The sequence below is a fragment of the Streptomyces sp. NBC_00316 genome, assembly GCF_036158715.1.
GTDB lineage: Bacteria > Actinomycetota > Actinomycetes > Streptomycetales > Streptomycetaceae > Streptomyces.
The window spans coordinates 6,795,128-6,821,500 of sequence record NZ_CP108023.1; the positions used below are offsets into that span (position 1 = coordinate 6,795,128).

The following is a 26,373-nucleotide window of genomic DNA, read 5'->3' on the forward strand; positions in this document are numbered from 1 at the left end:
GAAACGCCGGAGAGTCCACGTCACGCACCATGCGGTTCCCGCGGCCGCGTCGTAGAGTCCTACGACGCGGCCGCGCCGCTCCTCGTGCCAAACGGGCCACCTGCGTGTCACACGTCTCGCGTAGTCTCGAACGAGTCAGATCCGCAACCGGTCATGTCACCGGGGGAGGGGGCCCACTGTGCTCATCGACACCTACGATCGGGTCGCCACCGACCTGCGCGTTTCGCTGACCGACCGCTGCAACCTGCGGTGCACCTACTGCATGCCCGAAGAAGGCCTGCAGTGGCTGGCCAAACCGGACCTGCTCAGCGACGACGAGATCGTCCGGCTCGTCCGTATCGCCGTCACCCGGCTCGGGGTCACGGAAGTCCGCTTCACCGGCGGTGAACCGCTGCTCCGCCCCGGCCTCGTCTCCATCGTCGAGCAGTGCGCGGCCCTGACCCCCCGCCCGAAGATGTCGCTCACCACCAACGGCATCGGGCTGAAGCGCACGGCGGCCGCTCTCCAGGCCGTCGGCCTCGACCGGGTCAACGTCTCGCTGGACACCCTGCGCCCCGACGTCTTCAAGACCCTCACCCGCCGCGACCGCCACCACGACGTGCTGGCAGGCCTCGAGGCCGCCCGCGACGCCGGTCTCACCCCGGTCAAGGTCAACACCGTGCTGATGCCGGGGCTCAACGACGACGAGGCCCCCGACCTGCTCGCCTGGGCCGTGGAGAACGGCTACGAGCTGCGCTTCATCGAGCAGATGCCGCTCGACGCCCAGCACGGCTGGAAGCGTGACGGCATGATCACGGCAGGGGACATACTCGCCTCCCTGCGCACCCGCTTCGCGCTCACCGCCGAGGGAGAGGGCGAGCGCGGCTCCGCCCCCGCCGAGCGATGGCTCGTCGATGGCGGACCCCACCGGGTCGGTGTCATCGCCTCCGTCACCCGTCCGTTCTGCCGGGCCTGCGACCGCACCCGGCTCACTGCCGACGGCCAGGTGCGGACCTGCCTGTTCGCGCGTGAGGAGACCGATCTGCGCGGCGCGCTGCGCTCCGAGGCCCCGGACGAGGAGATCGCCCGGCTCTGGCGGCTCGCCATGTGGGGGAAGAAGGCCGGATCCGGTCTGGACGACCCGTCCTTCCTGCAGCCCGACCGCCCGATGTCGGCGATCGGCGGCTGAGCGGACGGCCGTCAGTCCCCGGCGGCCGAGGACTCCCACTCCGCCAGCGTCACGACGTCCTTCAGGAAACCGCGCACCCCGAGGAACGAGGAGAGGTGTTCCCGGTGCTCGTCGCAGGCGAGCCAGGTCTTGCGGCGCTCCGGGGTGTGCAGCTTCGGGTTGTTCCAGGCCAGCACCCATACGGCGGCCGCACGGCAGCCCTTGGCGGAACAGATCGGTGCGGCGGAAGCAGCGCTCTCGGCGGCATTTCCGGGGGAGCCCGGGAAGTTCGGGAAGTTCGGGAAGTTCACGGACCCAACCCTAGGTCAGCCGTACGGCCGTCCCGGTGACGCATCCCCGCCGGAGAAAAAGCGACGCCGAGCAGCCACGGGGGGAGCTGCCCGGCGTCGGTCCGTCGCTCCGACGGGGGATGCGGAGCGCGTACGAAGTATGTCACGGGGACCGGGGTGCGGTGCACCTGAACTTCATGATTGATCTGAGCTTTTCTTGAGCATTCGGCGTGCCGCGCGCTCAGCTGTGCTCCTGCGGATCCGGGGTGCTGCGGGCCCGGTCGGAGTCCGCCGGACCGGCCACCGGCGCGGCCTCGAGCGCCGGCCTGACGGGCGCCGGAACGAACGTCGACGGCAGTGAAGGGGGGCTCTCCCGGCCCGCGTTGGCGATGACGACGGCCACGTACGGAAGCAGGGCGCCCAGCGCGAGCGCCACGACGGCCACAGGCCGCTCGACGTTCCACAGCACCGCCGCCAGGACCACCGAAACCGTCCGCACGGACATCGAGATCACATAGCGCCGCTGCCGGCCGCGCACGTCCTCGGCGAGACCCTGCCGGGCCCCCGTGATCCGGAAGACCTCCGCACCACTCCGCTTCCGCATCACGATCCCGCCACCCTTCCCCTGGCTGCTCACCGAGCCGTTCCCACGGTACGCCCGGCATCCGACGGGATCGAGACCGGGGCATGCCGAATGCGCGCACACCGGCCCAGGTGCGGCACGTATGGACCTGTCCGACATGCGACGTACCGCCGATGCGTCGAGACTTGCGCACATGCGCGACACGGCGCCGCACGAGGAGGCGACATGAGTTGGCTGTGGGCAATCATCGTGGGTCTGGTCCTGGGCCTGATCGCGAAGGCGATCCTGCCCGGAAAACAGCAGATCCCACTGTGGCTGACGACCATTTTCGGCATCATCGGCAGTGTCCTCGGCAATGCTGTCGCGACGTGGATCGGCGTCAATGACACCCGGGGCATCGACTGGACGCGCCATCTGCTCCAGCTGATCGGTGCCGTGGTCGTCGTCGGCCTCGGCGACATGGCCTGGACATCGCTGCGCGGTACGAAGAAACAGAGGGCCTGAGCGCAGGATCGGCGGCGAGGCGCACGACACGACGGCGGCCGGGCACGCGCGATGCGTGCCCGGCCGCCGTCGTGTCGTGCCCCGCTGTCAGCCGGCCGTGACCTCGATCGCCGCGAGGTTCTTCTTGCCCCGGCGCAGCACCAGCCAGCGCCCGTGCAGCAGCTCCTCGCGGGCCGGTGCGGCCTCGCCGTCCACGACCTTGACGTTGTTCACGTAGGCGCCGCCCTCCTTGACCGTACGGCGGGCCCCCGACTTGCTCGGTGCCAGACCGACCTCCACCAGGAGGTCCACCAGCGGGCCCAGCTCGGTGACCTCGGCGTGCGGCACCTCGGAGAGCGCCGCGCTCAGCGTCGCCTCGTCCAGGTCACCCAGCTCACCCTGGCCGAACAGCGCCTTCGACGCCGCGATCACCGACGCGCACTGCTCGGCGCCGTGCACCAGCGTCGTCAGCTCCTCCGCCAGCGCACGCTGCGCCGTCCGGGCCTGCGGACGCTCCTCGGTGAGCTTCTCCAGCTCCTCCAGCTCGGCGCGGCTCCTGAAGCTGAGGATGCGCATGTACGTCGAGATGTCCCGGTCGTCCACGTTCAGCCAGAACTGGTAGAACGCGTACGGCGTGGTCATCTCCGGGTCGAGCCAGACGGCCCCGCTCTCGGACTTGCCGAACTTGGTGCCGTCCGCCTTCACCATGAGCGGCGTGGCCAGCGCGTGCACCTCGGCCGCCGGCTCCAGACGGTGGATCAGGTCGATGCCCGCGGTGAGGTTGCCCCACTGGTCGCTGCCGCCCTGCTGGAGGGTGCAGCCGTACCGCCGGTACAGCTCCAGGAAGTCCATACCCTGCAGCAGCTGGTAGCTGAACTCCGTGTAGCTGATGCCCTCCTGGGACTCCAGCCGGCGGGCGACCGAGTCCTTGGTGAGCATCTTGTTGACCCGGAAGTGCTTGCCGATGTCCCGCAGGAACTCGATCGCGGACATCCCCGCGGTCCAGTCCAGGTTGTTCACCATGACAGCGGCGTTCGCGCCCTCGAAGGAGAGGAACGGCTCGATCTGGGAGCGCAGCCGCGTCACCCAGTTCGCGACGGTCTCCGGGTCGTTCAGCGTCCGCTCGGCCGTCGGCCGCGGGTCACCGATCTGACCGGTGGCCCCGCCCACCAGGGCGAGCGGCCGGTGCCCGGCCTGCTGCAGCCGGCGCACGGTGAGCACCTGCACCAGATGGCCCACGTGCAGGCTCGCCGCGGTCGGGTCGAAGCCGCAATAGAACGTGACGGGACCGTCCGCGAGAGCCTTGCGCAATGCGTCCTCGTCAGTGGACTGGGCGAACAGCCCGCGCCACTTCAGCTCGTCGACGATCTCCGTCACTGTCCTGGGTCTCCTTCGCATACGTGCATGGATGTGCACGGTCAGTTTAGACCGGCCGGCACATGGGGGGCGGCGTCGCGGGGCTGGGTACGCACGTCTGCCGCGTTGTCGTCAGTCACCGACGCTCCGCGTTGACTCCCTCGTCCGCCTCGCAGCTGCACGCACCCAGCCCCGCTCCTTCTCCCACCCCCCCCCATGTGCCGGTCGGTCTTGGGATCACACCCCGAGGCTGACCGAACTCATATTGAAGTCCGGGATCCGCAGCGCCGGCATCGCGGCCCGGGTGAACCAGTCGCCCCACTCGCGCGGCAGCGTCTTCTCGGTGCGGCCCGCCTCGGTGGCCCGCGACAGAAGATCGACCGGCGACTCGTTGAACCGGAAGTTGTTCACCTCGCCGACCACCTCGCCGTCCTCCACCAGATACACCCCGTCCCGGGTCAGTCCGGTCAGCAGCAGCGTCGCCGGATCGACCTCCCGGATGTACCAGAGGCAGGTCAGCAGCAGGGCCCGGCCGGTCGTCGCCGCCACCATCTCGTCCAGCGACCGCTCACCGCCGCCGTCGAGCACCAGGTTGTCGATCGCGGGGGCGACCGGCATCCCGGTCAGCCCGGCCGTGTGCCGGGTGGTGGTCAGCCGGTTCAGCCGGCCGGCCCGGATCCAGTCGGTCTTCGACAGCGGCAGCCCGTTGTCGAAGACGGAGGCGCCGTCCCCGGACGAGTGGGCGATCACGAACGGCGCGGACTCGAGCCCGGGCGCGTTCGGGTCGCTGCGCAGGGTCAGCGGCAGCCCGGACAGCGTCTCGCCGAGCCGGGTGCCACCCCCCGGCTTGGAGAAGACCGTCCGTCCCTCGGCGGCGTCCCGGGCTGTCGACGACCACAGCTGGTAGATCAGCAGATCGGCCACGGCGGTGGGCGGCAGCAGCGTCTCGTACCGCCCGGCGGGCAGCTCGATACGGCGCTCCGCCCAGCCCAGCCGCTGCGCCAGCTCCGCGTCCAGCTCGGCCGGGTCGACATCCTTGAAGTCCCGGGTGGAGCGGCCCGCCCAGGCGGAACGCGACCGGTCGGGGGACTTGGCGTTCAGCTCCAGCGTTCCGTTCGGCTGGTCGTGGCGCAGCCGCAGGCCCGTCGACGTACCCAGATACGTCGAGGTCAGCTGGTGGTGTGCGAAGCCGTACAGCTCGCGGCCGCCGGCCCGGGCGCGGGCGAAGGCGTCACCGAGCGCCGGGGCGAACTCCGCGAACACATCCGAACCCGTCTCGGCCGGCGCGTCCGTGAAGTCGGGCGACGGGGATACCCCGGTGACCAGCGGCTGCGCGTCCTCGGCGGGCCCGGCCCCGCGCGCGGCGGCCTCGGCGGCCCGCACCAGCGGTTCCAGCTCGTCGGCGGTGACGGCCGAACGGGACACCACACCGGACGCGGCGCCCTCGGCGCCGTCGACCGTGGCGATGACGGTCAGGGTCCGCCCCCGGGTCACCCCGTTCGTGGTCAGCGCGTTGCCCGCCCAGCGCAGGTTGGCGGAGGACTCTTCGTCGGCGATGACCACACAGCCGTCGGCGGTGGACAGTTCGAGCGCGCGCTCGACGATCTCGTACGGCTTGCTGACGCGGCTCATCGGCCCGCCTCCTGCGTCGTGTTGAGACTGTGCTGCCCCGGGGGGCGACCCCCGGACCCCCAGCCGGTTCCGTGGTGAGCGCTCATCGGCCCGCCTCCTGCGTCGTGTTGAGGATGTTCACGCCTCGGAAGAGGGCGGAGGGACAGCCGTGCGAGACGGCCGCGACCTGACCCGGCTGGGCCTTGCCGCAGTTGAAGGCGCCGCCCAGGACGTATGTCTGCGGGCCGCCGACCTTCTCCATCGAGCCCCAGAAGTCCGTCGTCGTCGCCTGGTACGCGACGTCGCGCAGCTGACCGGCCAGCCTGCCGTTCTCGATGCGGAAGAACCGCTGTCCGGTGAACTGGAAGTTGTAGCGCTGCATGTCGATCGACCAGGACCGGTCGCCGACCACATAGATGCCGCGCTCCACCCCGCCGATCAGATCCTCGGTGGACAGCCCGCCCGGATCCGGCTGCAGCGACACGTTCGCCATCCGCTGGACGGGGACATGGCCCGGCGAGTCCGCGTACGCGCACCCGTTGGACCGCCCGAGACCCGTCAGCTTCGCGATCCGCCGGTCCAGCTGGTAGCCGACCAGCGTCCCGTCCTTGATCAGGTCCCAGGACTGGCCCTCGACACCCTCGTCGTCGTACCCGACGGTCGCGAGCCCGTGCTCGGCGGTGCGGTCGCCCGTCACGTTCATCACGGGGGAGCCGTACGCCAGCTTGCCCAGCTGGTCGAAGGTGGCGAACGAGGTTCCGGCGTACGCCGCCTCGTAACCCAGCGCCCGGTCCAGCTCGGTGGCATGCCCGATCGACTCGTGGATCGTCAGCCAGAGATTCGACGGGTCCACGACCAGGTCGTACCTCCCCGCCTCGACGCTCGGCGCCCGCATCTTCTCGGCGAGCAGCCCCGGGATCCGCTCCAGCTCGGAGTCCCAGTCCCAGCCGGTGCCCGTGAGGTACTCCCAGCCCCGCCCGACCGGCGGCGCGATGGTCCGCATCGAGTCGAACTCACCGGTCGTCCCGTCCACGGCGACCGCGGTGAACTGCGGATGCAGCCGCACCCGCTGCTGCGTGGTGACGGTGCCGGCGGTGTCCGCGTAGAACTTGTTCTCGTGGACGGTCATGAGCGAGGCGTCCACATGCGCGACACCCTCGGCGCCCAGCAGCCGGCTGCTCCACTCGGCCAGCAGCCCCGCCTTCTCCTCGTCCGGTACGGAGAACGGGTCGACGTCGTACGCCGACACCCAGGTCCGCTCGCCGTGCACCGGCTCGTCCGCCAGCTCCACACGCTCGTCCGAGCCCGCCGCCGCGATCACCTTCGCCGACAGCTTCGCCATGGCGACCGCCTGGGACGCGACCTTCGCCGCGGCGTCCATGGTCAGATCGACCCCCGACGCGAACCCCCACGCCCCGCCGTGCACCACCCGGACCGCGTACCCGAGATCGGTGGTGTCCGACGTCCCGGCGGGCCGGGCGTCCCGCAGCCGCCAGGACGCACTGCGTACCCGCTCGAAGCGGAAGTCCGCGTGGACGGCGCCCAGCGCGCGGGCCCGGGCCAGCGCCGCGTCGGCGAGGGCCCGTAGCGGCAGGGCCAGGAATGACTGATCTACCTCATGGGGCACGTCGGCTTTCCCCTTCTCGACCTGTGCGATGTGTCTCCGCAGTGAATCATGCGCCGCGAGCCCGTCAGAGGCCCTTGGTTTTCCCGTGATTTTCCGTGGCGGGCCCGGCGGCGCGGGGGGTCGCACTGTAGGAACCCCACAGTGCCTCGCGGAAGCCACTGTCAGGGGCCGATTCTCCGTGGAGCACCTGCTACCGATAGGTTTTCGAGGTACCAGACCGCTATCGAAAGGGTGATCCGTTGAGCCGCTCGGTTCTCGTCACCGGAGGAAACCGGGGCATCGGCCTCGCCATCGCCCGCGCTTTCGCCGACAACGGCGACAAGGTCGCGATCACGTACCGCTCGGGCGAGCCGCCCCAGGCCCTCACCGAGGCGGGCGTCCTGGCCGTCCGGTGCGACATCACCGACAGCGAGCAGGTGGAGCAGGCCTACAAGGAGATCGAGGAGAAGCACGGTCCCGTCGAGGTGCTGGTCGCCAACGCCGGTATCACCAAGGACCAGTTGCTGATGCGGATGTCCGAGGAGGACTTCACGTCCGTACTCGACACCAACCTCACCGGCACCTTCCGGGTCGTCAAGCGCGCCAACCGCGGCATGCTGCGCGCCAAGAAGGGCCGCGTCGTCCTCATCTCCTCCGTCGTCGGCCTCCTCGGCTCGGCAGGACAGGCCAACTACGCCGCCTCCAAGGCCGGTCTGGTCGGATTCGCCCGGTCACTGGCGCGCGAGCTCGGCTCGCGGAACATCACTTTCAACGTCGTCGCGCCCGGTTTTGTCGACACCGACATGACCCAGGCGCTCACCGAGGAGCAGCGCAAGGGCATCGTCGCCCAGGTGCCGCTCGCGCGCTACGCGCAGCCCGAGGAGATCGCCGCCGCGGTGCGCTTCCTCGCCTCCGACGACGCGTCGTACATCACTGGAGCCGTCATCCCCGTTGACGGCGGATTGGGCATGGGTCACTGATCAGCATGAGCGGAATTCTCGACGGCAAGCGCATCCTCATCACCGGTGTGCTGATGGAGTCGTCCATCGCCTTCCACACCGCCAAGGTGGCACAGGAGCAGGGCGCCGAAGTCATCCTGACCGCCTTCCCCCGGCCCACGCTGACGGAGCGCATCGCCAAGAAGCTGCCCAAGCCCGCCAAGGTCATCGAGCTGGACGTGACCAACACCGAGCACCTGGACCGGCTCGCGGGCCTGGTCCGTGACGAGCTCGGTTCGCTGGACGGCGTCGTCCACTCCATCGGCTTCGCGCCGCAGGACGCGCTCGGCGGCAACTTCCTCAACACGCCGTTCGAGTCCGTCGCCACCGCGATGCACGTCTCGGCGTTCTCGCTGAAGTCGCTCGCCATGGCCTGCAAGCCGCTGATGAGCGAGGGCGGCTCGATCGTCGGCCTCACCTTCGACGCACAGTTCGCCTGGCCGCAGTACGACTGGATGGGCCCGGCCAAGGCAGCGCTGGAGGCCACCTCCCGCTACCTCGCCCGCGACCTGGGCAAGGACCACATCCGCTGCAACCTGATCTCGGCCGGACCGATCGGCTCGATGGCCGCCAAGTCCATCCCCGGTTTCACGGAGCTCGCGGACGTCTGGAACACCCGTTCCCCGCTCGCCTGGAACATGGCCGACCCGGAGCCCGCCGGCCGTGGTGTCGTCGCCCTGCTCTCGGACTTCTTCCCGAAGACCACGGGCGAGATCATCCACGTCGACGGTGGCGTGCACATGATGGGCGCCTGACCCCGCAGGACCCCGCACGGCACGGCCGCGTACCACCTCCGAGGAGATGGTGCGCGGCCGCCGTGCGTCCCGCTCCGGGTTCCCCCGCTCAAGTCGAAAAGAAGGTCGTTCCACCGCAGAATGTGGTGGAACCGGACTTTTGGTCGGGCTGCGGGGAGGAGATCGCTGTGCGCCCCACACGTCGCCGAACCTGGGCCCTGCTGGCGGCCTCGGTCGCCGTCGCCGCACTTGTGGCCCCCCTGGGCCTGTCCGGCATGGGGCGGTTCGGGGCGTCCGCGCCCGCCGCGCCCGTCCCGGACCCTTACGGGGCCGACTGCCGCACCTCCGTCCAGGGATCCCGGGTGATCGCCTACTGCCACAACCCGTACCCCTCCATCGACCGCGTACAGCTGCATACCGAATGCGACCGCTGGTGGGACATAGACGCGGACGGCATACCCGTCGAGGTCGCTCCCGGGCAGACGGTGCGGCTCGACGACCGCTGCTGGAAGGAAGTCGCCTCCGTCTGGGTCAGCCACGAACGGGTGTAGGACCGCTCGTCCGGATCAGGCGCGGTCGACCAGACAGCTCAGCGCATGACTCGCGGCCTCGGCGGCCGCGGTCTCCGGATCACCGGCCCGGATGGCCTCGACCAGCCGTGCATGGTCCATGTGGTTCTCGGGCCGCAGCTCGTGCCCGACATCGCCCCGGAGATAGTCGCGCAGCAGATCTCCGAGGTCGGCGTAGAGACCGGTCAGCACGTCGTTGTGCGACGCGGCGACCACGGCCAGATGCAGCGTCGCGTCCGCGGCCACGAACGCCTCCACGTCCCCCGCGGCCCAGGTCTCCTCGCGACGCACCATGAGCGCGTCCAGCTGCTTCAGATCGCGCTCGGTGCGCCGCGTGGCCGCCAGCCGGGCGGCCGACGACTCCAGAGTCGAGCGCAGCTCGGCGACATGCCGGGGATCGGCGGCCGCGAACCGGCGGTGCATCACCCCGGCCAGCTCGCTGGTGGCGACGACATACGTACCCGACCCCTGGCGGATGTCCAGCAGCCCGTTGTGCGCGAGCGCGCGCACGGCCTCGCGGACGGTGTTGCGGGCCACCCCCAGCTGCTCCACCAGCTCGGGTTCGGTCGGAATCCGTGAACCGACGGGCCATTCGCCCGAGGTGATCTGATTCCTCAGCTGGGCGATCACCTGGTCGGCGAGTGCCGAACGACGCGGAGACGTCAGCGCCATGATGCTCCTTGCTCGGATCCTCGGGACTTCCGGATTCTCCGGCACGCGTGCCGACCGGCGGTTTCCGAAGGCTCTCCTGCGAGTGGACAACCAATCATCCCATGATTCTATGATGGACCACATGCCCGAAGACGAGACCCAGCACCGGACCCGGACCAGCCCCACCGCCACGGCGTACGCCTCCTCCGGCATGGCGTACGCGTCCTCCGACATGGGTGCCACTGCAGCCCCGCAGACCATCACGGGCCCCAACGCCTGGACGCTCCGTCTGGTCACCGTCGGTCTCGTCCTCACCGCACTCAACCTCCGCCCCGCCATCACCAGCCTCGGCGCCCTCCTCGAAGACGTACGGGACGGGCTGCACATGAGCGGCAGCGTCGCAGGTGTCCTCACCTCCGTACCGCCGCTCTGTTTCGCGGTCTTCGGCATCATGGCGCCGCGCCTCGCGCGGCGCTTCGGCCCCGGCGCGGTCGTCTGTGCCGGCATGGCCGCCATCGCGGCCGGCCTGGTGATCCGGCCGCTCGTCGGCTCCACGGCAGGATTCCTCGCCGCCAGCGCGCTCGCCCTCATGGGGATAGCCGTCAGCAACGTCCTGATGCCGGTGATCGTCAAGCGCTGGTTCCCGGACCGGGTCGGCTCCATGACCGGCCTCTACTCGATGGCGCTCGCCCTCGGCACCGCACTCGCCGCAGCGATCACCGTGCCCATGACCGATGCTCTCGGCGGCAGCTGGAAGGCCGGCCTCGGCATCTGGGCCGCGCTCGCCGCCGCCGCGGTCCTGCCCTGGATCCCGGTGGTACGGGACCGGAAGAACGCCCCCGGACAGGCCGCCGCCCCGCAGCACGGGGACGCCCCGGCCCTGCGGATCACCCGCAGCCGCACCGCCTGGGGTCTTGCCTGCTTCTTCGGCCTGCAGGCCACCGCCGCTTACATCACCATGGGATGGCTGCCGCAGATCTTCCGCGACGCCGGGGTCTCGGCCGGCACGGCGGGCGTCCTGCTCGCTGTGACCATGGCCATGGGTGTGCCGCTCGCCTTCGTCATCCCCCGGGTCGCCGGCCGGATGAAGAGCCAGGGCCCGATCGTCGTCCTCCTCAGTGCCTGCGGCCTCGTCGGCTACGCGGGGCTCTACCTCGCACCGGTCGGCGGCGCCTGGGTCTGGGCGCTGCTCCTCGGCATCGCCAACTGCGCCTTCCCGCTCGCCCTCACCATGATCGGCATGCGGACCCGCAGCGGCGCCGGGGTGGTCCGGCTCTCCGCGTTCGCCCAGTCCACCGGCTACCTGATCTCGATCCCCGGCCCGCTGCTCGTCGGCGTGCTGTACCAGCACAGCGGCGGCTGGGGGCTGCCGATCGCGCTGATGGCGGGGCTGATGGTGCCGCAGATGGTGGCCGGCATCCTCGCCGGGCGGGACCGGACGATCGAGGACGAATGCTGAGATGCGAGACTGGCTCCATGCCAGTCCTTGACCCGAATCCGCAGAACGGACAGAAGAAGCTTCTCCTCGTGCTCGGGGCGATGCTCTTGATCTCGGTGATCATCGGAGTGATCGCCTCGATCGCCTCCCCCTGACACCGTGCGCAGCGCCGCCTCCGGGGCCGATGGTGGGGCCAGCACCACCTTCCCCTAGGGGGCCAGGGTCAGGGTGAAGTGGGTGGCTCACCGGATGGGACCGGCGCCCCCGTGTCCGTAGGTTCTTGGTATCAGCACCGATGCCCCACGGAGGCGGACATGGCGGCCCGTACGCACACCCGATCGCCCCGCCCGGCCCCGGCTGGTGTCGAGGTCAGGCTGCCGTGGTGGGCCGTCGCGCTGCCCGCGGTCGCGTTCGCCGCGCTGCTGCTGCTGATCTCGGGATCCGGCGAGGCGCACGCCGCGACGACCGATCCGGCGGTCGGTCAGTTGCTCGCGCGCATCGTCGGCCTGCTGACCCTCTGACGTCGTTCACCCTCGGTGGGGAAGCCCTCCAACACCCTGCGCCGGGCGGCACATTTCGTGCGAAGCTGAGGTGTATGAGCGTCGATACACCTCGCAGGATCGTCCTTCTCAGGCATGCAAAGGCGGAATGGTCGCAGGACTCCGACCATGAGAGGCCGCTCGCGGAGCGCGGTCGCAAGGATGCGCCGGTAGCCGGCCGCAAACTCGTCGATTCCGGTGTCACCATCGATCTGGCCCTCTGCTCGACTGCCGCCAGGACGCGCGAGACCTGGAAGCTGGCGGTGCACGAAATGCCTCACCGGCCCAGGACCGTGTACGAGGAGCGGCTGTACGAGGCCTCCCTCGGCGAGCTGATCGCCCTGCTCAACGAGACCCCCGACGACGTACGCAATATCCTGCTCATCGGCCACAACCCCGGCATGCACGCCGTCGCGGACGCCCTCGCCGGATCGGCGGAGGGCGACGCCCTGGCCCGGATGGGCCGCGGCGGCTTCCCGACCGCGGCGTTCGCCGTGATCGAGTTCTCCGGCTCCTGGAAGGGCGTGGAGCACGGGGTGGGCAAGCTCGTCGAGTACTGGACGCCGAACGACTGATCGCGCCGCCGTACACGGAAAGGCCCCGGCACCGGGACGCTTCGGTCACGAGTGCCGGGGCCTGTGCCGTGCGCACGGCACGAGGCCGGCCGGTCAGACCTGGTGACCGTCGGCGGCCTCGACCTCCTCGCGGGTGATCCCGAGCAGATACAGCACGGTGTCCAGGAACGGCACGTTCACCGCGGTGTGCGCGGCCTTGCGGACGACCGGTTTCGCATTGAAGGCGACCCCGAGGCCGGCCGTGTTCAGCATGTCCAGGTCGTTCGCACCGTCACCGATCGCTACGGTCTGCGCCAGCGGCACCCCGGCCTGCTCGGCGAAGCTGCGCAGCAGCCTGGCCTTGCCCGCCCGGTCCACGATGTCGCCGACGACCCGGCCGGTGAGCTTGCCGTCGACCACCTCCAGGGTGTTGGCGGAGGCGAAGTCGAGCCCGAGCCGTTCCTTGAGATCGTCGGTGACCTGGGTGAACCCGCCGGAGACGACGCCCACTTGGTAGCCGAGCCGCTTCAGCGTGCGGATCAGGGTGCGGGCACCGGGCGTCAGCCGCACCTCGGCGCGCACCTTGTCCACCACCGACGCATCGAGCCCCGCCAGCAGCGCCACCCGCGCGTGCAGCGACTGTTCGAAGTCGAGCTCGCCGCGCATCGCCTGCTCGGTCACCTCGGCGACCTTGTCCTCGCAGCCGGCGTGGGCCGCGAACAGCTCGATCACCTCGTCCTGGATGAGCGTCGAGTCGACATCCATGACGACCAGCCGCTGCGCACGGCGGCTCAGTCCGGCCGATACGACGGCCACGTCGACCCCGATCCCTGCGGCCGCGGTCGCCAGAGCGGTCCGCAGCTCCTCGGTCCCGGTGCCGGACACGGCGAACTCGACGGCCGTGACCGGGTACTTCGCCAGCCGGAAGATCCGGTCGATGTTGCCGCCCGTCGACGTGATCGTGGCCGCTATGGCGGCGGTCGACTCGGCGGTCAGCGGGTGCCCGAGGACGGTCACATGGGAGCGCCCGTATCCGCGGGGCCGGTTGTCCCCGGTGCCGGAGATGATCTCGGCCTGCAGCTTCAGCGATTCGGCCCAGCTGTGCACGGTCGCCCGCAGATCGCCCTCGGTGGTACCGCCCGCGGTCGGGGTGGTGACCAGCGCGCACAGGACGATGCGGCCACGGGTGACGACCTGCTCGATGTCGACGACGTCGACCGAGTAGGCGGCGAGTGTGTCGAAGAGCCCGGCGGTGATTCCGGGACGGTCCTTCCCGAAGATCTTGACGAGAAGGGTGGGGGTGTCGGTGCCCTGAGGAGGCTCAGGGTGCTCAGGAGACGGGGGAGACTGAGGGGGCTGAGATGCGCTCATGGTGCCTCCACCGTATCGGTACGCCTCTTGCCCCCGAAGCCCGTCCCGCGGACCGGACACCGGCCACGGATTCCCGACCGGCGCGTTTCCGTGCAGGTCCGGTGCGCGGGAGACGAAATGTTCACCCGGTGTTACCGCAGTCACCGGTGCCAGGGAGGACGAACGTTCATTCTCGCGCGGGGGGCCGGTCCGAGGGCGCCGGCCGCTCCCGGCCGCCGTTTTCCGGCGCCGGTCCGGGCCCCGGGGGCGGCACCTTCGGCGGGGCGAGCGGGCCGATCGGCCCCGCCACCGTCGGCGCCCCGTGCATCGCATCGGACGGATGCGGACGCAGATACGGGTTGGTCTCCTCGTGCGGCGGCCGGTAGGGCCGCGACGGCGTATACGGGCCGGGCACCCCACCGGCGCCGCTCCCGCCGGCACCGTCGCCCCCGCCACCGTTCCAGCCCGGCGCCCCCGGCGCGAGCGCCGCGGCCGCGGGGACCGCGGGAGTCGCCCCCGCCGCGCACGCCACCAGCGCACCCACCCCACCCGCACCCGCGCCCCACACCGCACCCAGCGCCGCGGCCGTCCCCATCTCCCCGTGCAGCTCGATCCCGGCCCCGAACGCATCGAAGCCCAGCACCGACAGGGAGGCGCCCGCCGACACCTGCGTCAGCCACACCAGCAGAGGGAGCGCCGCCGCCGATACGCCCGCGAGCCGCAGCGCACACCGCCCCGTGAACCCGGCGACGGTCGCCTCCCCCCGGTCGGTACGTGTTGCGGCGAGCACCCCCGCGTACAGCATCATCACCACGGCGGCGACCGCCAACAGCCAGACCCGGGCGTCCAGTTCGGCCAGCGACCCGACCGTCACCGGCTCGTCGGCGGAGATCCGCAGCAGCTCGTCCAGCGGGTCGGGGAGCAGCTTCGCCAGCTCGCCGGTCGCCTGCCCCTGCCACGGCACGAAGAGGCCGATCGGTACCCCGAGCCATGCCCCGTTCGGCGCCCCGAGCAGCGCGGCACCCGCGATCCGCTTCGGGTGGTCGTCGCCGGCCGCCGCGTACGCCGCGGCCGCGCAGCCGGCGACCACCGCGACCAGCAGGACCGACACCAGCGCGGACACCGCCGGGCGTACGGTGCGGTGGAGCCGCGCCGCAGCGGACGGCAGCGGCGTGCGACGTGAGGCCAGCACCGCGATCACCAGTACGCCGAGTACCCAGCAGGCACCGCCCGCCAGCGACTTCAACGGGTCGACCGTGAAACCGACATGGGCCTGCGCCCGCGCGAGATCCGCCAGCCGGTCCGGCAGCAGCCCGCCGAGGTCACCCAGGTCGCCGAGCCCGTCCGGCAGCAGGCCGCCGACGTCTCCCGCCCCACCGGGCCCGTCGCCGCCCGCCCCCGGCACCCGGTCCAGCCCCAGCGACCCGCCGTCGATCGTCACGACGTCGTGCCCCGCCCAGGCGAGCCCGCCGAGCACGGCGACGAACATCGCCACCACCGCCCCTGCGCGGACCGCGAGTTCGGCACCGGAGAGAACCGGCCCCGCCCCGCGCAGCGACCGCAGGAAGAAGAAAGAGAGGAACAGCGCGCCGGCGAGCCCCACCCCCAGGGGCGTGACCGACAGAGCGGTGTGCGCCTCGGCCGCGTCCAGGCCGAACGCCGACACATCACCCGACGGAGAGACCGATCCGCCCGCCCCCAGCACCACCACGGCCGCGGTCATCGGACCCAGCGCCCCCGCCGAGTCGGCGCCGAGCAGATGCAGTCCGAGGGCCGCCGTCCCCGCCATCGCGGCCATCGCCCAGCTCACCGAGGCGATGGCTGCCAGCACTGCATCTCCCCAAGGGATGCGCCCCGTACCGCCGTCGCCGCCCCCGCGCACGTCCCTGGCCATGAGGCCCCCCTCAATCCGCGCCGAGATGCCCCGAGTTGACCTGTTCGCTCATGATCCGTACGCACTCATGGGCGCTTACCACTCTCCGAGCCCGTATCTCCCGAGTCAACGGCGCGTACCGGGAGGTCTCGTCACGGTCCTGTCCCTGCCCGACTTTCGTATCGAGGACTGCTCCTGGAATAGTTCCCCACGATGTTCAGCATCCCTAGACTCCCTGTGATGGGGGTAACTCGGGGGACAACTAGTGGGGCGCGGAGTGCCGGAACTCGTACTGGAATTGAATGGAAGGACCTGGACGCTCGATCCGTCCAGGCCGTACACCCTCGGGCGCGATCCGCAGGGCGACCTGTCGATCGACGACGCCAGGGTGTCGTGGCGGCATGCCACGATCAGCTGGGGGGGCCGCAGTTGGTTCATCGAGGACCACGGCTCGACCAACGGCACGTATGTGCAGGGCCGGCGCATCCATCAGATGGAGATCGGGCCGGGCTCGTCCGTGCACCTGGGGAACGCCACTGACGGACCGCGGCTGAGCTTCAGCGGCGCAGCCGCGGGCGCCGATGTGTACAGCGGCCAGGGTGCGGGCGCACAGCAGCCGCAGCAGGGCGGCGCCGGCTGGCCGGGCCACCCGGACCCGGCGCCGCAGCAACAGCAGCAGGCCTGGCAGCAGGCCCCGCAGGGCGGGCCGCCGCCGCAGCCTCATGTGCCGCACCAGCAGGGCGCGGCGAAGACACCCGGTGCAGGTGGGCCCGGCGGCGCCGCGGGGGCTCCGCCGGTCTACGGCGACCGCAGCCCGACCACCTTCCACCAGCTGGACCTCGGCCGTGTGATGCGCATCGGCCGTGCGCTGGAGAACGAGCTCGTCGTCTCCGACCTCCAGGTCTCGCGCCACCACGCCGAGTTCCACGCGACCCCCGACGGCCGCTTCGAGATCCGCGACCTCGGTTCCCACAACGGCACGTACGTCAACGGTCAGCCGCTCCACAAGTCGGGCTCCGCGCTGATCGGCCCGAACGACATCGTCGGTGTCGGCCACTCGACGTTCCGCCTGGTCGGCGACCGGCTCGAGGAGTTCGTCGACACCGGTGAGGTCTCCTTCTCCGCCCGCCACCTCACGGTGACGGTCGACGGCGGGAAGCAGATCCTCAAGGACGTCTCGTTCGGCGTCCCGGAGAAGTCGCTCATCGCGGTCATCGGCCCGTCGGGCTCCGGCAAGTCGACCCTGCTCAAGGCGCTCACCGGCTACCGGCCCGCCAACCAGGGCGATGTCCTCTACGACAACCGGAACCTGTACAAGCAGTTCGCCGAGCTGCGCCAGCGCATCGGTCTGGTCCCGCAGGACGACATCCTGCACAAGGAACTCACGGTCACCAAGGCCCTCAAGTACGCGGCCAAGCTCCGCTTCCCCGCGGACACCACCGAGGCCGAACGGCAGGCCCGGATCCATGAGGTCCTCGCTGAGCTCAAGCTCGACATCCACAAGGACAAGAAGGTCACCTCGCTCTCCGGTGGCCAGCGCAAGCGTGTCTCCGTCGCACTCGAGCTGCTCACCAAGCCGTCGCTGATCTTCCTGGACGAGCCGACCTCCGGCCTCGACCCGGGCATGGACCGCGATGTCATGCAGCTGCTGCGCGGCCTCGCCGACGACGGCCGTACGGTCCTCGTCGTCACGCACTCGGTGGCCGAGCTGGCGATCTGCGACAAGCTGCTCGTGATGGCGCCCGGCGGCTCCGTCGCCTACTTCGGTCCGCCGGAGGAAGCGCTCAACTTCTTCGGCTACACCACCTGGGCCGACGTCTTCTCCGCGTTCGAGAACTACCGCGACTACGACTGGGCGGGCCGCTGGCGCGGTTCGCAGCACTACCAGATGTACGCCGCGGACATCGACGCCGTCGCCGCACAGTCCGTACACATGCCGCCGCCGCAGCAGATGCGTCCGCCGAAGCCGCAGGGCTGGATGGCGCAGCTGTGGACGCTCATCCGTCGATATGTGTCGGTGATCGCGTCCGACAAGGGCTTCATGGGTCTGATGGTGATCCTGCCCGCGGTGCTCGGCATCGTCAGCGTGGTCATCCCGGCCGACTTCGGCCTGGCCCCGCCGAAGCCGCCGTCGAAGTTCAACGGAGACGCCGGAACGATCATGCTGATCCTCGCGGTCGGCATGTGCTTCTCCGGTGCGGCCAACTCCGTACGAGAGCTGATCAAGGAACGCGTCATCTACGAACGGGAACGGGCCACCGGTCTCTCCCGCTCCGCCTATCTGATGTCCAAGGTGATCGTCCTCGGTCTGATCACGGCCATCCAGGGTGTCATCATCTGCGGCATCGGCTTCGCCTCCCGCGATCTGCCCGAAGAGGGCCTGATCATGCCGCCGGCCGTCGAGCTCTGCGTCACGATCACCGCCCTCGGCTTCACCTCGATGATGTTCGGCCTGGTGATCTCCTCACTGGTGAAGACCGCCGAGAAGACCATGCCGCTGCTGGTCATGTTCGCGATCGTCCAGGTCGTCTTCACCGGCATCCTCTTCCAGGTGTACGGATCGCCCGGCCTGGAGCAGTTCGCCTGGCTGATGCCGTCCCGCTGGGCCATCGCCGCGGCGGCCGCGACGCTCGACCTCGCGCACCTGATGCCGCCGTGGGACCAGAAGAACCCGACCGACCTGGACCCGCTGTGGGAGCACACGGCCGGCCAGTGGGGGATGAACATCGCGGTGCTGCTGTTCCTCGGCCTCATCTGCGGCTTCGCGGTCGCGCGGCTGCTGCGGCGCCACGAGCCGGAGGTCATGCGCAAGTAGGGCAGGGGCGCAGCACGCACGGAACGCCGAAGGGCGGCACCCGGAATGGGGTGCCGCCCTTCGGCGTTGTCCATGCTGACATGGGCCGATCAGTAGGCGCTGTTGACGTTGTCGATCGAGCCGTACCGGTCGGCGGCGTAGTTGGCCGCGGCGGTGATGTTGGCGACCGGGTCGTAGATGTTCGACGAGGTGCCGGGGACGTGGTAGGCGTTGAACGTCGGCTGGATGACCTGCAGCAGGCCGCAGGACGGGGTGCCGTTCTGGGCGTTGACGTCCCAGCCGTTCACCGCGTTCGGGTTGCCGGTCGACTCGCGCATGATGTTGCGGTACAGACCGTTGTACGAACCGGGGATGCCCTTGGCCTTCATGATGTCCAGCGCCTCGGTGATCCAGCCGTTCAGGTTGTTGGCGTAGACCGGGGTACGGGCGGCGGAGCGGCTGGCGGCCTGGGTGGACCGCTTCGCGACGTCGGCCTTCGCCTTGGCGGCGGCCTTGGCCTTCGCCTTCGCGGCGTGCTCGGCCTTCGCCTTGGCCACGGTGGCCTTGGCCTTCGCTTCGGCCTTCGCCTTGGCGGCGGCCTTCTTCGCCTTGACGGCGTCGGCGGCCTTCACCAGCTTCTCGGCGGTGGAGTGCTGCTCGATGATGCTGGCCTGGATGGTCCTGGCCTGCGGAGCGCTGGCGGCGAAGACCACCGGAGCGGTGGACGGCGCCTGCGGCTCGGTCTGCGGCTTGGCCTGGGTCTCGGCGTGGGCCGGAACGAGGGAGAGCGAGAGAGCGGCGGCGGCGACGGCGGAGACACCCGCGGCGGAGAGCTTCTGCGTCTTGTTCAGACGGTGAAGACGGCTGGTGATGCTGAACGCGGACATACAGTCGTACCTCTTCGAATTGCGGGGTCCTCACGGAGGACGGCGACGGGTGCGACGGGTTCGCATCTCCGTCGGGGACGAGAGCAATTCTTAGCGACCGCAAAATCTTGTGGCAATCATGTGACCTACGACCTCGGATAGTGGATCACGGTCCTACTCGCCCACCGCGGCTCGCACCCCTCCCCGGTGGTGCACTACGTCGCCGCACTGTCGGGTCATCCACTAGCGCGCCTCGTAAGTGACGTGGGTCCTATGCGCGGCCTCACATCGGGCGTGTAACAATCTCGCCGACCGTTGCTTCAGCAATTCGGAGTGTCACGTTCCGGTTCTGGGAGCAGCAGATGTACGTCCCCGAACTCGTGCCAGAGGTACCGATGGCGCAGCGCCTGGGCGTATCCGCTCTGCAGCGCCGCCCGCCCGGCGATCGCCTCCAGCATCAGCAGATGCGAGGCCTCGGGCTCGTGCAGCCCGGTCAGCAGCCCGTCCACCACCCGCACGCCGCGCTGCGGCGTCACGACCAGATCCGTCCAGCCCGCGGCCTCCCGCACCACCCCGTCCGCCCCCACCGACGACTCCAGCGCCCGCACCGACGTCGTACCCACCGCGACGACGAGCCCACCCGCCGCCCGCGCCGCATTGACCAGCCAGGCCGTGGTGCGCGGCACCGCGAAACGCTCCGGGTAGGGCGGCTCGTGCGCCTCCGCCGACGCCACCCCCGTATGCAGCGTCACCGGCGCGAACTGCACACCGCGGCTCACCAGCGCGGCCACCATCCGCGCGGTGAACGGCCGGGCGGCGCTCGGCATCTCCGCCGAACCGCTTCCGTCGGGGGAGTCCACCGCGAAGACCGTCTGATAGGCGGACAGCGGCTGGTCCCGCTCCGTGTACCCGTAACGGATCGGCCGCCCGTACCGCCGCAGCAACCCCGCCACCCCCACCGGCACCCGCGCCCACCACAGCCTGGCCCCCCCTGTCGCGCCCAGCACCCCCGGCCCGTACCCACGGGGGCCGCCCAGCGGCTCCTCCAGCACGAGCCGCGAGCCGTCCGGCAGACGGACGACCGCCCCGGCCGGCCCACCACGGCGCGGCACCGTCGCACCCGTACCGTCCGGCCGCCGCAGCTCCACGGCCCACCGCCCGTCCTCACCCCGCGTCGAGAAGTGCACGACCACGCGCTCACCGCCCACCCGCCCGTTCACCGCGGCGGCCAGCGTCGGTGACGTATTGACGACGAGCACGTCCCCGGCCCGCAGCTGCCCCGGCAGCTCCCGGAACGCATGGTGCGAGACCTCCTGTCCCCGGGACACCAGCAGCCGTACGTCATCACGCCCCGCGCCCCGCTGCTCCGCAGGCACCCGTGCCAGGAGTTCCGCAGGCACCCGCAACGCCTCCAGCGCGGTCACGCTCCCTCCCCGTGCAGCTCCGACCCGGCCGGACCCGATGCCGTGTACCGGCCGCTCGGCGGCCGACGCTCCAGAAGCCGCAGGAACACGGGCACCGCACTCTCCGGAAGCGGCCGCGGAGCGTCGTCCTCCGGTACCGCCGCCGCATAGAGGCCGGTCTGCATGTCTCCCGGGTCGACCGCCCACACCCGCAGCCCCGGCTCCTCCACCCCCAGAACGGCGGCCAGCTGGTCGAGCGCCGCCTTCGACGCCCCGTAACCGCCCCAGCTCTCGTACGGCTCCGCCGCCGCGTCCGAACTCACCACCACGACCGTGCCCGCCGCCGCGGCCCGCAGCAGCGGCAGCGCCCCCTGCACCAGACCGAGCGCCGCCACCACATTGGTCTCCAGCGCCTGCCGCAGCCCGTCCGGCGGCAGCGCATCGAGCCGCACGAGCGGCTCGACACCCAGCGCACTCGCATTGCTCACCAGCAGATCGAGCCCGCCGAGCTCCCCGGCAGCGGTCACCAGCTCCGCGCGGTGCCCGGCATCCGTGACATCGCCGGGAACCGCGACCACCCGCGCCCCGAACCCCGCGAGCTCCTTCGCGGTCTCCTCCAGCGCCGCCGTGGTCCTGGCGTCCAGCACCAGATCCCAGCCCTGCTGCGCGAGCGCCGCGGCCAGCGCACGCCCCAGCCCCTTCGAAGCACCCGTGATCAATGCGACAGGCATGCCAACCGTCCCCTTGTTGCTCACGTCCGATGACGTCGGTCCTCGCCGGTGGACCCCGGCACACCCAACGTAGGAACGCCCCGGCCTCCCGCGCCTCGTCCGCGAGCCGCACCCCCACAAGGCACTTCGGCCTAGTCCCAACGCCCTAAGCACCGGCCGTCCACAGGCCGATACGGCCAGGCCACGCCGCCGGTACCGTGAGGCCATGAGCCACAGCCCACCCTCGGGCCTCGCAGCGGTGAGTGCCGCCCTGCTCGCGATGAGCCGGCACCTCGAAATGCGTGACGTCCTGAAGACGATCGTCGTCTCCGCCCGCGAACTGCTGGAAGCCGAGTACGCGGCCCTGGGTGTCCCCGACGACCACGGCGGCTTCGCCCAGTTCGTCGTCGACGGCGTCAGCGACGAGCAGTGGAAGGCCATCGGACCGCTGCCCCGTCAGCACGGCATCCTCGCCGCGATGCTCCACGAGGCGAAGCCCGAGCGCCTCGCCGACGTCCGCAAGGACCCCCGCTTCGAGGGCTGGCCGGCCGCCCACCCCGACATGTCCGACTTCCTCGGACTGCCCATCAGGGACGGCGACGAGATCATCGGTGCGCTCTTCCTCGCCAACAAGCGGTGCCCCAAACCACAGGGCAGCTGCGGCTTCACCGCACAGGACGAGGACCTGCTGTCGATACTCGCCCAGCACGCGGCGATCGCCCTCACCAATGCCCGGCTGTACGAGCGCAGCCGCGAGCTCACCATTGCCGAGGAGCGGTCCCGTCTCGCCCACGAGCTGCACGACGCGGTCAGCCAGAAGCTGTTCTCGCTGCGGCTGACGGCCCAGGCCGCCGCCGCCCTGGTCGACCGCGATCCGGCGCGCGCCAAGGGCGAGCTCCAGCAGGTCGCCGCGCTGGCCGCCGAGGCGGTGGACGAGCTGCGGGCGGCCGTCGTCGAACTGCGCCCGGCCGCGCTCGACGAGGACGGACTCGTCGCGACGCTCCGCACCCAGATCCAGGTCCTGGACCGCGCCCACACCGCCCGCGTCACCTTCGAGAGCCTCGGTGTACGGGCCCTGCCCGCCGCCCAGGAGGAGGCACTGCTCCGGGTCTCCCAGGAGGCCCTGCACAACGCGCTGCGTCACTCGGGCGCCGGCCGGGTCGACGTCACACTGGGCCGCCACGGCTCGGGCGCGGTGCTGCGGATCACCGACGACGGCAGCGGATTCGAGCCCGGGGCCACGCGGCAGGCAGGACGCCATCTGGGCCTGGTGTCGATGAGGGACCGGGCGAGCGGCGTCGGCGGAAGGCTCACCGTTGAATCGGCGCCCGGCAGGGGCACCACGATCGAGATGGAGGTACCCGGTGGCTGACAGGATCATCAGGGTGCTGCTGGTCGACGACCACCAGGTGGTCCGCCGCGGTCTGCGTACGTTCCTGGAGATCCAGGACGACATAGAGGTGGTCGGCGAGGCGGCCGACGGCGCGGAGGGCGTGGCCAGGGCGGAGGAGATGCGCCCCGACGTGGTCCTGATGGACATCAAGATGCCGGGCACGGACGGCATCGAGGCACTCCGCAGGCTCCGGGAGCTGGACAACCCCGCCAAGGTGCTGATCGTCACCAGCTTCACCGAGCAGCGCACGGTGGTGCCCGCCCTGCGCGCGGGCGCCTCCGGTTACGTGTACAAGGACGTCGACCCGGACGCACTGGCCGGCGCCATCCGCTCGGTGTACGCGGGCCATGTCCTGCTCCAGCCGGAGGTCGCCGGAGCCCTGCTCGCCCAGGAGGACGCGGGCGGCGGTACGGGCCGGGGGAGCACCCTCACCGATCGCGAGCGGGAAGTGCTGGGCCTGATCGCCGACGGCCGCTCCAACCGTGAGATCGCCCGGGCGCTGGTCCTCTCCGAGAAGACCGTCAAGACGCATGTCTCGAACATTCTGATGAAGCTGGATCTGGCGGACCGCACCCAGGCGGCCCTCTGGGCCGTCCGGCACGGGGCGGCGGGCTGATCAGCGCCGAGTCGGGAGACGGTTCCCTCCGGACCGAGATTCATACTGTCGGGTGTATGTCACCCGAACGGCGCATCCTGCCGGGCCCGGGGGCGTTCTCCATGCATGCTGCGGCGGCCGGCCGCGGCAACGCGAGGAGGATCCTGAAGTGAAGAACCTGAAGAAGGCCGCTGCCGTCACCATGATCGCCGGTGGCATCATCGCCGCAGGCGCGGGCGCGGCCTCTGCCACGGGCCACGGCTCGGGCGCGGGCGCCCACGGTGTGGCGACCCACTCCGCGGGCGTGGCCAGCGGCAACGTCATCCAGGTCCCGGTCCACGTCCCGGTGAACGTGGTCGGCAACACGGTCAATGTGATCGGACTGCTCAACCCGGCTTTCGGCAACTTCGGCCTGAACGGCTGACCGCTCCAGGTCCTCCGACGCCGGACGGGCAGGAAGCCCGTCCGGCGTCGGAGGGCAGACGGGCCACCGGAACGGCCCGGACACTCCGTCCGCCGTCCGGCTACCCCCGTTCCCGGTCCTCCACATACGCGTTGTACGCCGCCACCTGAGCCCGCCGGGCGACCCGCTCGACCGGCCGCAACGCTTCCGCCCGGGCCGCGATCTCCGACGCGCTCACCGCCCCGCCGTGCCCGGTCTCGTACGCCACCGAGATCAGCAGCCCCACCCGCTGGGCCAGTTCCAACACCCGCACCGCCCGCGGCGGATACCCCGGTGCGAGCACTTCGCGCCCCCGCTCCGCCCGTGCCCGGTAGGCGTCCACCGCCGCCTCCGCCACCGGTCCCGAGCCGGCCACGTCCAGCCGCGACAGCACTGCCGTCGCATCCCGCAACGCCTCCGCGAGCTCCCGCTCCGCCTCGCTCAGCGACGGCACATCGGCCGGCGGCGCCTCCCGTACCGGCAGACAGCGCCAGACCACCTCGACGTGCAGGTCCCCGGCCGGTCCCACCTCCCGCACCTCGGGCACCAGTCCGTACGGCACACCGGACGCGACCACCGCCTCCTCGGCCTCCAGCGCCCGCGCGTTGAACTCCGGCGGACCGCTGAGCCCCAGCGGATGCCCCGGCGCCGGCAGCGCGACCCTGAAGCCCGTCGCCCCCAGTCTCCGCAGCCGCCCCAGTGCAAGCGTGAGCCCGACCGACCCCGTCTCACCCGGCAGTCCCTCGACGCGGTGCACCGCGTCCTCCCCGACAATCGCGTGCGCTGCGTCGTCCGGCGACACAAGTCCGGCCAGAAGCGCGTTTCCCCATGCGGCCAGCAGCCCTGAGCGTGGTTCCGAAAGCATGGGAACAGCCTAGGGAACCGGACCTAAGAGCTGGACCACTCCGCGGGTGGCGTAGGTTTTCCCTGGGAGCTGTGCCCACAGGCACGCGACGATCTCGAGACTGCATGGGGAGACAACGCGCTCATGAGCGATGTACTGGAGCTGGTGGACGTATCCGTGGTCCGCGACGGACGCGCTCTGGTGGACGACGTCTCCTGGTCGGTCAAGGAGGGGGAGCGCTGGGTCATCCTCGGCCCGAACGGCGCCGGCAAGACCACCCTCCTCAACATTGCGTCCAGCTACCTCTTCCCGACCCGGGGCAGCGCCAGGATCCTCGGCGAGCAGCTCGGCGGCGTCGGCACCGACGTCTTCGACCTGCGCCCCCGGATCGGCATCGCGGGCGTCGCCATGGCCGAGAAGCTGCCCAAGCGCCAGACCGTTCTGCAGACGGTGCTCACCGCCGCGTACGGCATGACCGCCACCTGGCACGAGAACTACGACGCCGTCGACGAGGACCGCGCCCGCGCCTTCCTCGACCGGCTCGGCATGACCGAGTACCTCGACCGCAGGTTCGGCACCCTCTCCGAGGGCGAGCGCAAGCGCACACTGATCGCCCGCGCCATGATGACCGACCCCGAGCTGCTCCTCCTCGACGAGCCCGCCGCCGGTCTCGACCTCGGTGGCCGCGAGGACCTGGTCCGCCGCCTCGGCCGGCTCGCCAGGGACCCCCTCGCTCCCTCCATGATCATGGTCACCCACCATGTCGAGGAGATCGCCCCGGGCTTCACGCACGTCCTCATGATCCGCCAGGGCAAGGTCCTCGCCGCGGGCCCCATGGAGACCGAGCTCACCTCCCGGAACCTCTCCCTCTGCTTCGGTCTGCCGCTCATCGTCGAGCACGCGAGCGACCGCTACACCGCGCACGGCCTTCCGCTGTCCTGAATGTCCTGATCGCTGCCCTGTCGGCGAAGGGGCCGCGGTCCTACCATGACCACGTGGACATCGACGCGTGGGTGTGGTGGCTGATCGGTGCTGTCGGACTGGGTATTCCCCTCGTCCTGACCGCGATGCCCGAGTTCGGGATGTTCGCCGTCGGAGCGGTTGCCGCGGCAGTCGTCGCAGCGCTCGGCGGCGGCATCGTGGCCCAGGTCCTGGTCTTCGTCGTGGTCTCCGTCGCGCTCATCGCGGTGGTCCGCCCGATCGCCGCCAGGCACCGCGCCGACCGGCCGCAACTCGCCACGGGTATAGATGCGCTGAAAGGCCGTCAGGCCGTCGTCCTGGAACGGGTCGACGGCGGTGGTGGCCGGATCAAGCTGGCGGGGGAGATCTGGTCGGCCCGTGCGTACGACGGGGACCAGAGCTTCGAACCCGGCCAGCAGGTGGACGTCGTGGAGATCGACGGGGCTACGGCCGTCGTCATGTGACCGAACCGCACACACGGCGGACCGCGGTCTGCCAGACTCGATGTCGATCATCGTGAAGTCCGGACCTCCCACAGATCCGGACTTCAGGGGATCCGACCTCGATCATCGCGATCCGCCGGC

General features: G+C 70.8%; 27 protein-coding genes. 15 read left to right on the top strand and 12 right to left on the bottom strand.

The window, feature by feature from the left end; translation table 11 throughout:
- Nucleotides 1-178: 178 nt before the first annotated feature.
- Complete coding sequence (moaA, locus tag OG878_RS30250) at nucleotides 179-1,168, top strand: GTP 3',8-cyclase MoaA (RefSeq protein ID WP_277325459.1); 990 nt, start codon at nucleotides 179-181, stop codon at nucleotides 1,166-1,168.
- Nucleotides 1,169-1,179: 11 nt separating this feature from the next.
- Here moaA and OG878_RS30255 read toward each other — a convergent pair whose 3' ends face one another.
- Both OG878_RS30255 and OG878_RS30260 read right to left on the bottom strand, forming a co-directional pair.
- Nucleotides 1,180-1,458: a hypothetical protein gene (locus tag OG878_RS30255; protein WP_443049178.1), complete on the bottom strand. Its 279-nt coding sequence runs from the start codon at nucleotides 1,456-1,458 to the stop codon at nucleotides 1,180-1,182.
- Nucleotides 1,459-1,678: 220 nt separating this feature from the next.
- Complete coding sequence (locus OG878_RS30260; protein WP_328891434.1) at nucleotides 1,679-2,041, bottom strand: DUF3099 domain-containing protein; 363 nt, start codon at nucleotides 2,039-2,041, stop codon at nucleotides 1,679-1,681.
- Nucleotides 2,042-2,245: 204 nt separating this feature from the next.
- Here OG878_RS30260 and OG878_RS30265 point away from each other — a divergent pair, with 204 nt between their 5' ends.
- A complete protein-coding gene (locus tag OG878_RS30265) occupies nucleotides 2,246-2,524 on the top strand; it encodes a GlsB/YeaQ/YmgE family stress response membrane protein (protein ID WP_328889710.1) in 279 nt (92 codons plus the stop codon).
- An 87-nt stretch (nucleotides 2,525-2,611) separates the two neighbouring features.
- Here OG878_RS30265 and tyrS read toward each other — a convergent pair whose 3' ends face one another.
- The 3 genes from tyrS to OG878_RS30280 form a co-directional block, all read right to left on the bottom strand.
- Nucleotides 2,612-3,880: a tyrosine--tRNA ligase gene (gene tyrS / locus OG878_RS30270; protein WP_328889711.1), complete on the bottom strand. Its 1,269-nt coding sequence runs from the start codon at nucleotides 3,878-3,880 to the stop codon at nucleotides 2,612-2,614.
- 216 nt (nucleotides 3,881-4,096) lie between these two features.
- Nucleotides 4,097-5,491 carry a metallopeptidase TldD-related protein gene (locus OG878_RS30275; protein WP_328889712.1) on the bottom strand — a complete coding sequence of 465 codons (1,395 nt, stop codon included), beginning with the start codon at nucleotides 5,489-5,491 and terminating at the stop codon, nucleotides 4,097-4,099.
- Between the two features lie 82 nt (nucleotides 5,492-5,573).
- Nucleotides 5,574-7,097 carry a TldD/PmbA family protein gene (locus OG878_RS30280; RefSeq protein ID WP_328889713.1) on the bottom strand — a complete coding sequence of 508 codons (1,524 nt, stop codon included), beginning with the start codon at nucleotides 7,095-7,097 and terminating at the stop codon, nucleotides 5,574-5,576.
- A 239-nt stretch (nucleotides 7,098-7,336) separates the two neighbouring features.
- Between OG878_RS30280 and fabG the strand changes: the two genes are divergently transcribed.
- From fabG to OG878_RS30295, 3 genes are all read left to right on the top strand, one after another.
- The gene (gene fabG, locus OG878_RS30285; RefSeq protein WP_328889714.1) at nucleotides 7,337-8,056 is read left to right on the top strand and encodes a 3-oxoacyl-[acyl-carrier-protein] reductase; all 720 of its coding nucleotides are present in this window, start codon (nucleotides 7,337-7,339) and stop codon (nucleotides 8,054-8,056) included.
- Between the two features lie 5 nt (nucleotides 8,057-8,061).
- Entirely contained in the window at nucleotides 8,062-8,829 is a 768-nt protein-coding gene (gene fabI, locus OG878_RS30290; RefSeq protein WP_277325453.1) for an enoyl-ACP reductase FabI, read from the top strand.
- 167 nt (nucleotides 8,830-8,996) lie between these two features.
- Nucleotides 8,997-9,359, top strand: coding sequence for a hypothetical protein (locus OG878_RS30295; protein WP_328889715.1), 363 nt, complete (start codon nucleotides 8,997-8,999; stop codon nucleotides 9,357-9,359).
- A 15-nt stretch (nucleotides 9,360-9,374) separates the two neighbouring features.
- Here the strand turns inward: OG878_RS30295 and OG878_RS30300 are convergent, their stop codons facing one another.
- Nucleotides 9,375-10,049, bottom strand: a complete 675-nt coding sequence (locus OG878_RS30300; protein ID WP_328889716.1) for a FadR/GntR family transcriptional regulator — start codon at nucleotides 10,047-10,049, stop codon at nucleotides 9,375-9,377.
- A 121-nt stretch (nucleotides 10,050-10,170) separates the two neighbouring features.
- Here OG878_RS30300 and OG878_RS30305 point away from each other — a divergent pair, with 121 nt between their 5' ends.
- From OG878_RS30305 to OG878_RS30320, 4 genes are all read left to right on the top strand, one after another.
- Nucleotides 10,171-11,487 (top strand): CynX/NimT family MFS transporter, encoded by a 1,317-nt coding sequence (locus OG878_RS30305; protein WP_443049179.1) that lies wholly within the window; start codon nucleotides 10,171-10,173, stop codon nucleotides 11,485-11,487.
- A 17-nt stretch (nucleotides 11,488-11,504) separates the two neighbouring features.
- Nucleotides 11,505-11,621: an SGM_5486 family transporter-associated protein gene (locus OG878_RS30310; RefSeq protein WP_277325449.1), complete on the top strand. Its 117-nt coding sequence runs from the start codon at nucleotides 11,505-11,507 to the stop codon at nucleotides 11,619-11,621.
- Nucleotides 11,622-11,780: 159 nt separating this feature from the next.
- Nucleotides 11,781-11,987 carry a hypothetical protein gene (locus OG878_RS30315; RefSeq protein ID WP_328889717.1) on the top strand — a complete coding sequence of 69 codons (207 nt, stop codon included), beginning with the start codon at nucleotides 11,781-11,783 and terminating at the stop codon, nucleotides 11,985-11,987.
- Nucleotides 11,988-12,061: 74 nt separating this feature from the next.
- Complete coding sequence (locus tag OG878_RS30320; RefSeq protein WP_328889718.1) at nucleotides 12,062-12,580, top strand: SixA phosphatase family protein; 519 nt, start codon at nucleotides 12,062-12,064, stop codon at nucleotides 12,578-12,580.
- Nucleotides 12,581-12,673: 93 nt separating this feature from the next.
- Here OG878_RS30320 and serB read toward each other — a convergent pair whose 3' ends face one another.
- Both serB and OG878_RS30330 read right to left on the bottom strand, forming a co-directional pair.
- Nucleotides 12,674-13,930: a phosphoserine phosphatase SerB gene (gene serB, locus OG878_RS30325; protein ID WP_328889719.1), complete on the bottom strand. Its 1,257-nt coding sequence runs from the start codon at nucleotides 13,928-13,930 to the stop codon at nucleotides 12,674-12,676.
- A gap of 166 nt (nucleotides 13,931-14,096) precedes the next feature.
- Complete coding sequence (locus tag OG878_RS30330) at nucleotides 14,097-15,803, bottom strand: streptophobe family protein (RefSeq protein ID WP_328889720.1); 1,707 nt, start codon at nucleotides 15,801-15,803, stop codon at nucleotides 14,097-14,099.
- Nucleotides 15,804-16,047: 244 nt separating this feature from the next.
- On the opposite strand from OG878_RS30330, the gene OG878_RS30335 reads away from it, so the two are divergent.
- Entirely contained in the window at nucleotides 16,048-18,597 is a 2,550-nt protein-coding gene (locus OG878_RS30335; RefSeq protein ID WP_328889721.1) for an ABC transporter ATP-binding protein/permease, read from the top strand.
- A gap of 89 nt (nucleotides 18,598-18,686) precedes the next feature.
- On the opposite strand, the gene OG878_RS30340 is transcribed toward OG878_RS30335, so the two are convergent.
- From OG878_RS30340 to OG878_RS30350, 3 genes are all read right to left on the bottom strand, one after another.
- On the bottom strand, nucleotides 18,687-19,463 hold the full coding sequence (locus OG878_RS30340) for a transglycosylase SLT domain-containing protein (RefSeq protein WP_328889722.1): 777 nt from the start codon (nucleotides 19,461-19,463) through the stop codon (nucleotides 18,687-18,689).
- Nucleotides 19,464-19,762: 299 nt separating this feature from the next.
- Nucleotides 19,763-20,866: an S-adenosylmethionine:tRNA ribosyltransferase-isomerase gene (locus OG878_RS30345; RefSeq protein WP_328889723.1), complete on the bottom strand. Its 1,104-nt coding sequence runs from the start codon at nucleotides 20,864-20,866 to the stop codon at nucleotides 19,763-19,765.
- Nucleotides 20,863-21,576: an SDR family NAD(P)-dependent oxidoreductase gene (locus OG878_RS30350; RefSeq protein ID WP_328889724.1), complete on the bottom strand. Its 714-nt coding sequence runs from the start codon at nucleotides 21,574-21,576 to the stop codon at nucleotides 20,863-20,865. Before OG878_RS30350 ends, OG878_RS30345 begins: the two co-directional genes overlap by 4 nt.
- Nucleotides 21,577-21,781: 205 nt before the next feature.
- Here OG878_RS30350 and OG878_RS30355 point away from each other — a divergent pair, with 205 nt between their 5' ends.
- The 3 genes from OG878_RS30355 (at nucleotide 21,782) to OG878_RS30365 (ending at nucleotide 23,967) form a co-directional block, all read left to right on the top strand.
- Nucleotides 21,782-22,927 (top strand): GAF domain-containing sensor histidine kinase, encoded by a 1,146-nt coding sequence (locus OG878_RS30355; RefSeq protein ID WP_328889725.1) that lies wholly within the window; start codon nucleotides 21,782-21,784, stop codon nucleotides 22,925-22,927.
- Nucleotides 22,920-23,564, top strand: a complete 645-nt coding sequence (locus tag OG878_RS30360; RefSeq protein ID WP_328889726.1) for a response regulator transcription factor — start codon at nucleotides 22,920-22,922, stop codon at nucleotides 23,562-23,564. Before OG878_RS30355 ends, OG878_RS30360 begins: the two co-directional genes overlap by 8 nt.
- A gap of 148 nt (nucleotides 23,565-23,712) precedes the next feature.
- Nucleotides 23,713-23,967: a chaplin family protein gene (locus tag OG878_RS30365; protein ID WP_328889727.1), complete on the top strand. Its 255-nt coding sequence runs from the start codon at nucleotides 23,713-23,715 to the stop codon at nucleotides 23,965-23,967.
- A 100-nt stretch (nucleotides 23,968-24,067) separates the two neighbouring features.
- Here the strand turns inward: OG878_RS30365 and OG878_RS30370 are convergent, their stop codons facing one another.
- Nucleotides 24,068-24,850, bottom strand: a complete 783-nt coding sequence (locus OG878_RS30370; protein ID WP_328889728.1) for a hypothetical protein — start codon at nucleotides 24,848-24,850, stop codon at nucleotides 24,068-24,070.
- A gap of 123 nt (nucleotides 24,851-24,973) precedes the next feature.
- Here OG878_RS30370 and OG878_RS30375 point away from each other — a divergent pair, with 123 nt between their 5' ends.
- Together OG878_RS30375 and OG878_RS30380 are read left to right on the top strand one after the other, a co-directional pair.
- Nucleotides 24,974-25,771, top strand: coding sequence for an ABC transporter ATP-binding protein (locus OG878_RS30375; RefSeq protein WP_277325436.1), 798 nt, complete (start codon nucleotides 24,974-24,976; stop codon nucleotides 25,769-25,771).
- A gap of 53 nt (nucleotides 25,772-25,824) precedes the next feature.
- Nucleotides 25,825-26,253, top strand: a complete 429-nt coding sequence (locus tag OG878_RS30380) for an NfeD family protein (RefSeq protein ID WP_328889729.1) — start codon at nucleotides 25,825-25,827, stop codon at nucleotides 26,251-26,253.
- The last annotated feature ends 120 nt before the right edge of the window (nucleotides 26,254-26,373 follow it).

Excerpts from the sequence above, each read along its gene's own strand:
- OG878_RS30260 (WP_328891434.1), bottom strand. The coding sequence starts at position 2,041 with ATGCGGAAGCGGAGTGGTGCGGAGGTCTTCCGGATCACGGGGGCCCGG.
- OG878_RS30265 (WP_328889710.1), top strand. The coding sequence starts at position 2,246 with ATGAGTTGGCTGTGGGCAATCATCGTGGGTCTGGTCCTGGGCCTGATC.
- OG878_RS30275 (WP_328889712.1), bottom strand. The coding sequence starts at position 5,491 with ATGAGCCGCGTCAGCAAGCCGTACGAGATCGTCGAGCGCGCGCTCGAA.
- fabI (WP_277325453.1), top strand. The coding sequence starts at position 8,062 with ATGAGCGGAATTCTCGACGGCAAGCGCATCCTCATCACCGGTGTGCTG.
- OG878_RS30300 (WP_328889716.1), bottom strand. The coding sequence starts at position 10,049 with ATGGCGCTGACGTCTCCGCGTCGTTCGGCACTCGCCGACCAGGTGATC.
- OG878_RS30305 (WP_443049179.1), top strand. The coding sequence starts at position 10,171 with ATGCCCGAAGACGAGACCCAGCACCGGACCCGGACCAGCCCCACCGCC.
- OG878_RS30310 (WP_277325449.1), top strand. The coding sequence starts at position 11,505 with ATGCCAGTCCTTGACCCGAATCCGCAGAACGGACAGAAGAAGCTTCTC.
- OG878_RS30315 (WP_328889717.1), top strand. The coding sequence starts at position 11,781 with ATGGCGGCCCGTACGCACACCCGATCGCCCCGCCCGGCCCCGGCTGGT.
- OG878_RS30320 (WP_328889718.1), top strand. The coding sequence starts at position 12,062 with ATGAGCGTCGATACACCTCGCAGGATCGTCCTTCTCAGGCATGCAAAG.
- serB (WP_328889719.1), bottom strand. The coding sequence starts at position 13,930 with ATGAGCGCATCTCAGCCCCCTCAGTCTCCCCCGTCTCCTGAGCACCCT.
- OG878_RS30330 (WP_328889720.1), bottom strand. The coding sequence starts at position 15,803 with ATGGCCAGGGACGTGCGCGGGGGCGGCGACGGCGGTACGGGGCGCATC.
- OG878_RS30340 (WP_328889722.1), bottom strand. The coding sequence starts at position 19,463 with ATGTCCGCGTTCAGCATCACCAGCCGTCTTCACCGTCTGAACAAGACG.
- OG878_RS30350 (WP_328889724.1), bottom strand. The coding sequence starts at position 21,576 with ATGCCTGTCGCATTGATCACGGGTGCTTCGAAGGGGCTGGGGCGTGCG.
- OG878_RS30355 (WP_328889725.1), top strand. The coding sequence starts at position 21,782 with ATGAGCCACAGCCCACCCTCGGGCCTCGCAGCGGTGAGTGCCGCCCTG.
- OG878_RS30370 (WP_328889728.1), bottom strand. The coding sequence starts at position 24,850 with ATGCTTTCGGAACCACGCTCAGGGCTGCTGGCCGCATGGGGAAACGCG.
- OG878_RS30375 (WP_277325436.1), top strand. The coding sequence starts at position 24,974 with ATGAGCGATGTACTGGAGCTGGTGGACGTATCCGTGGTCCGCGACGGA.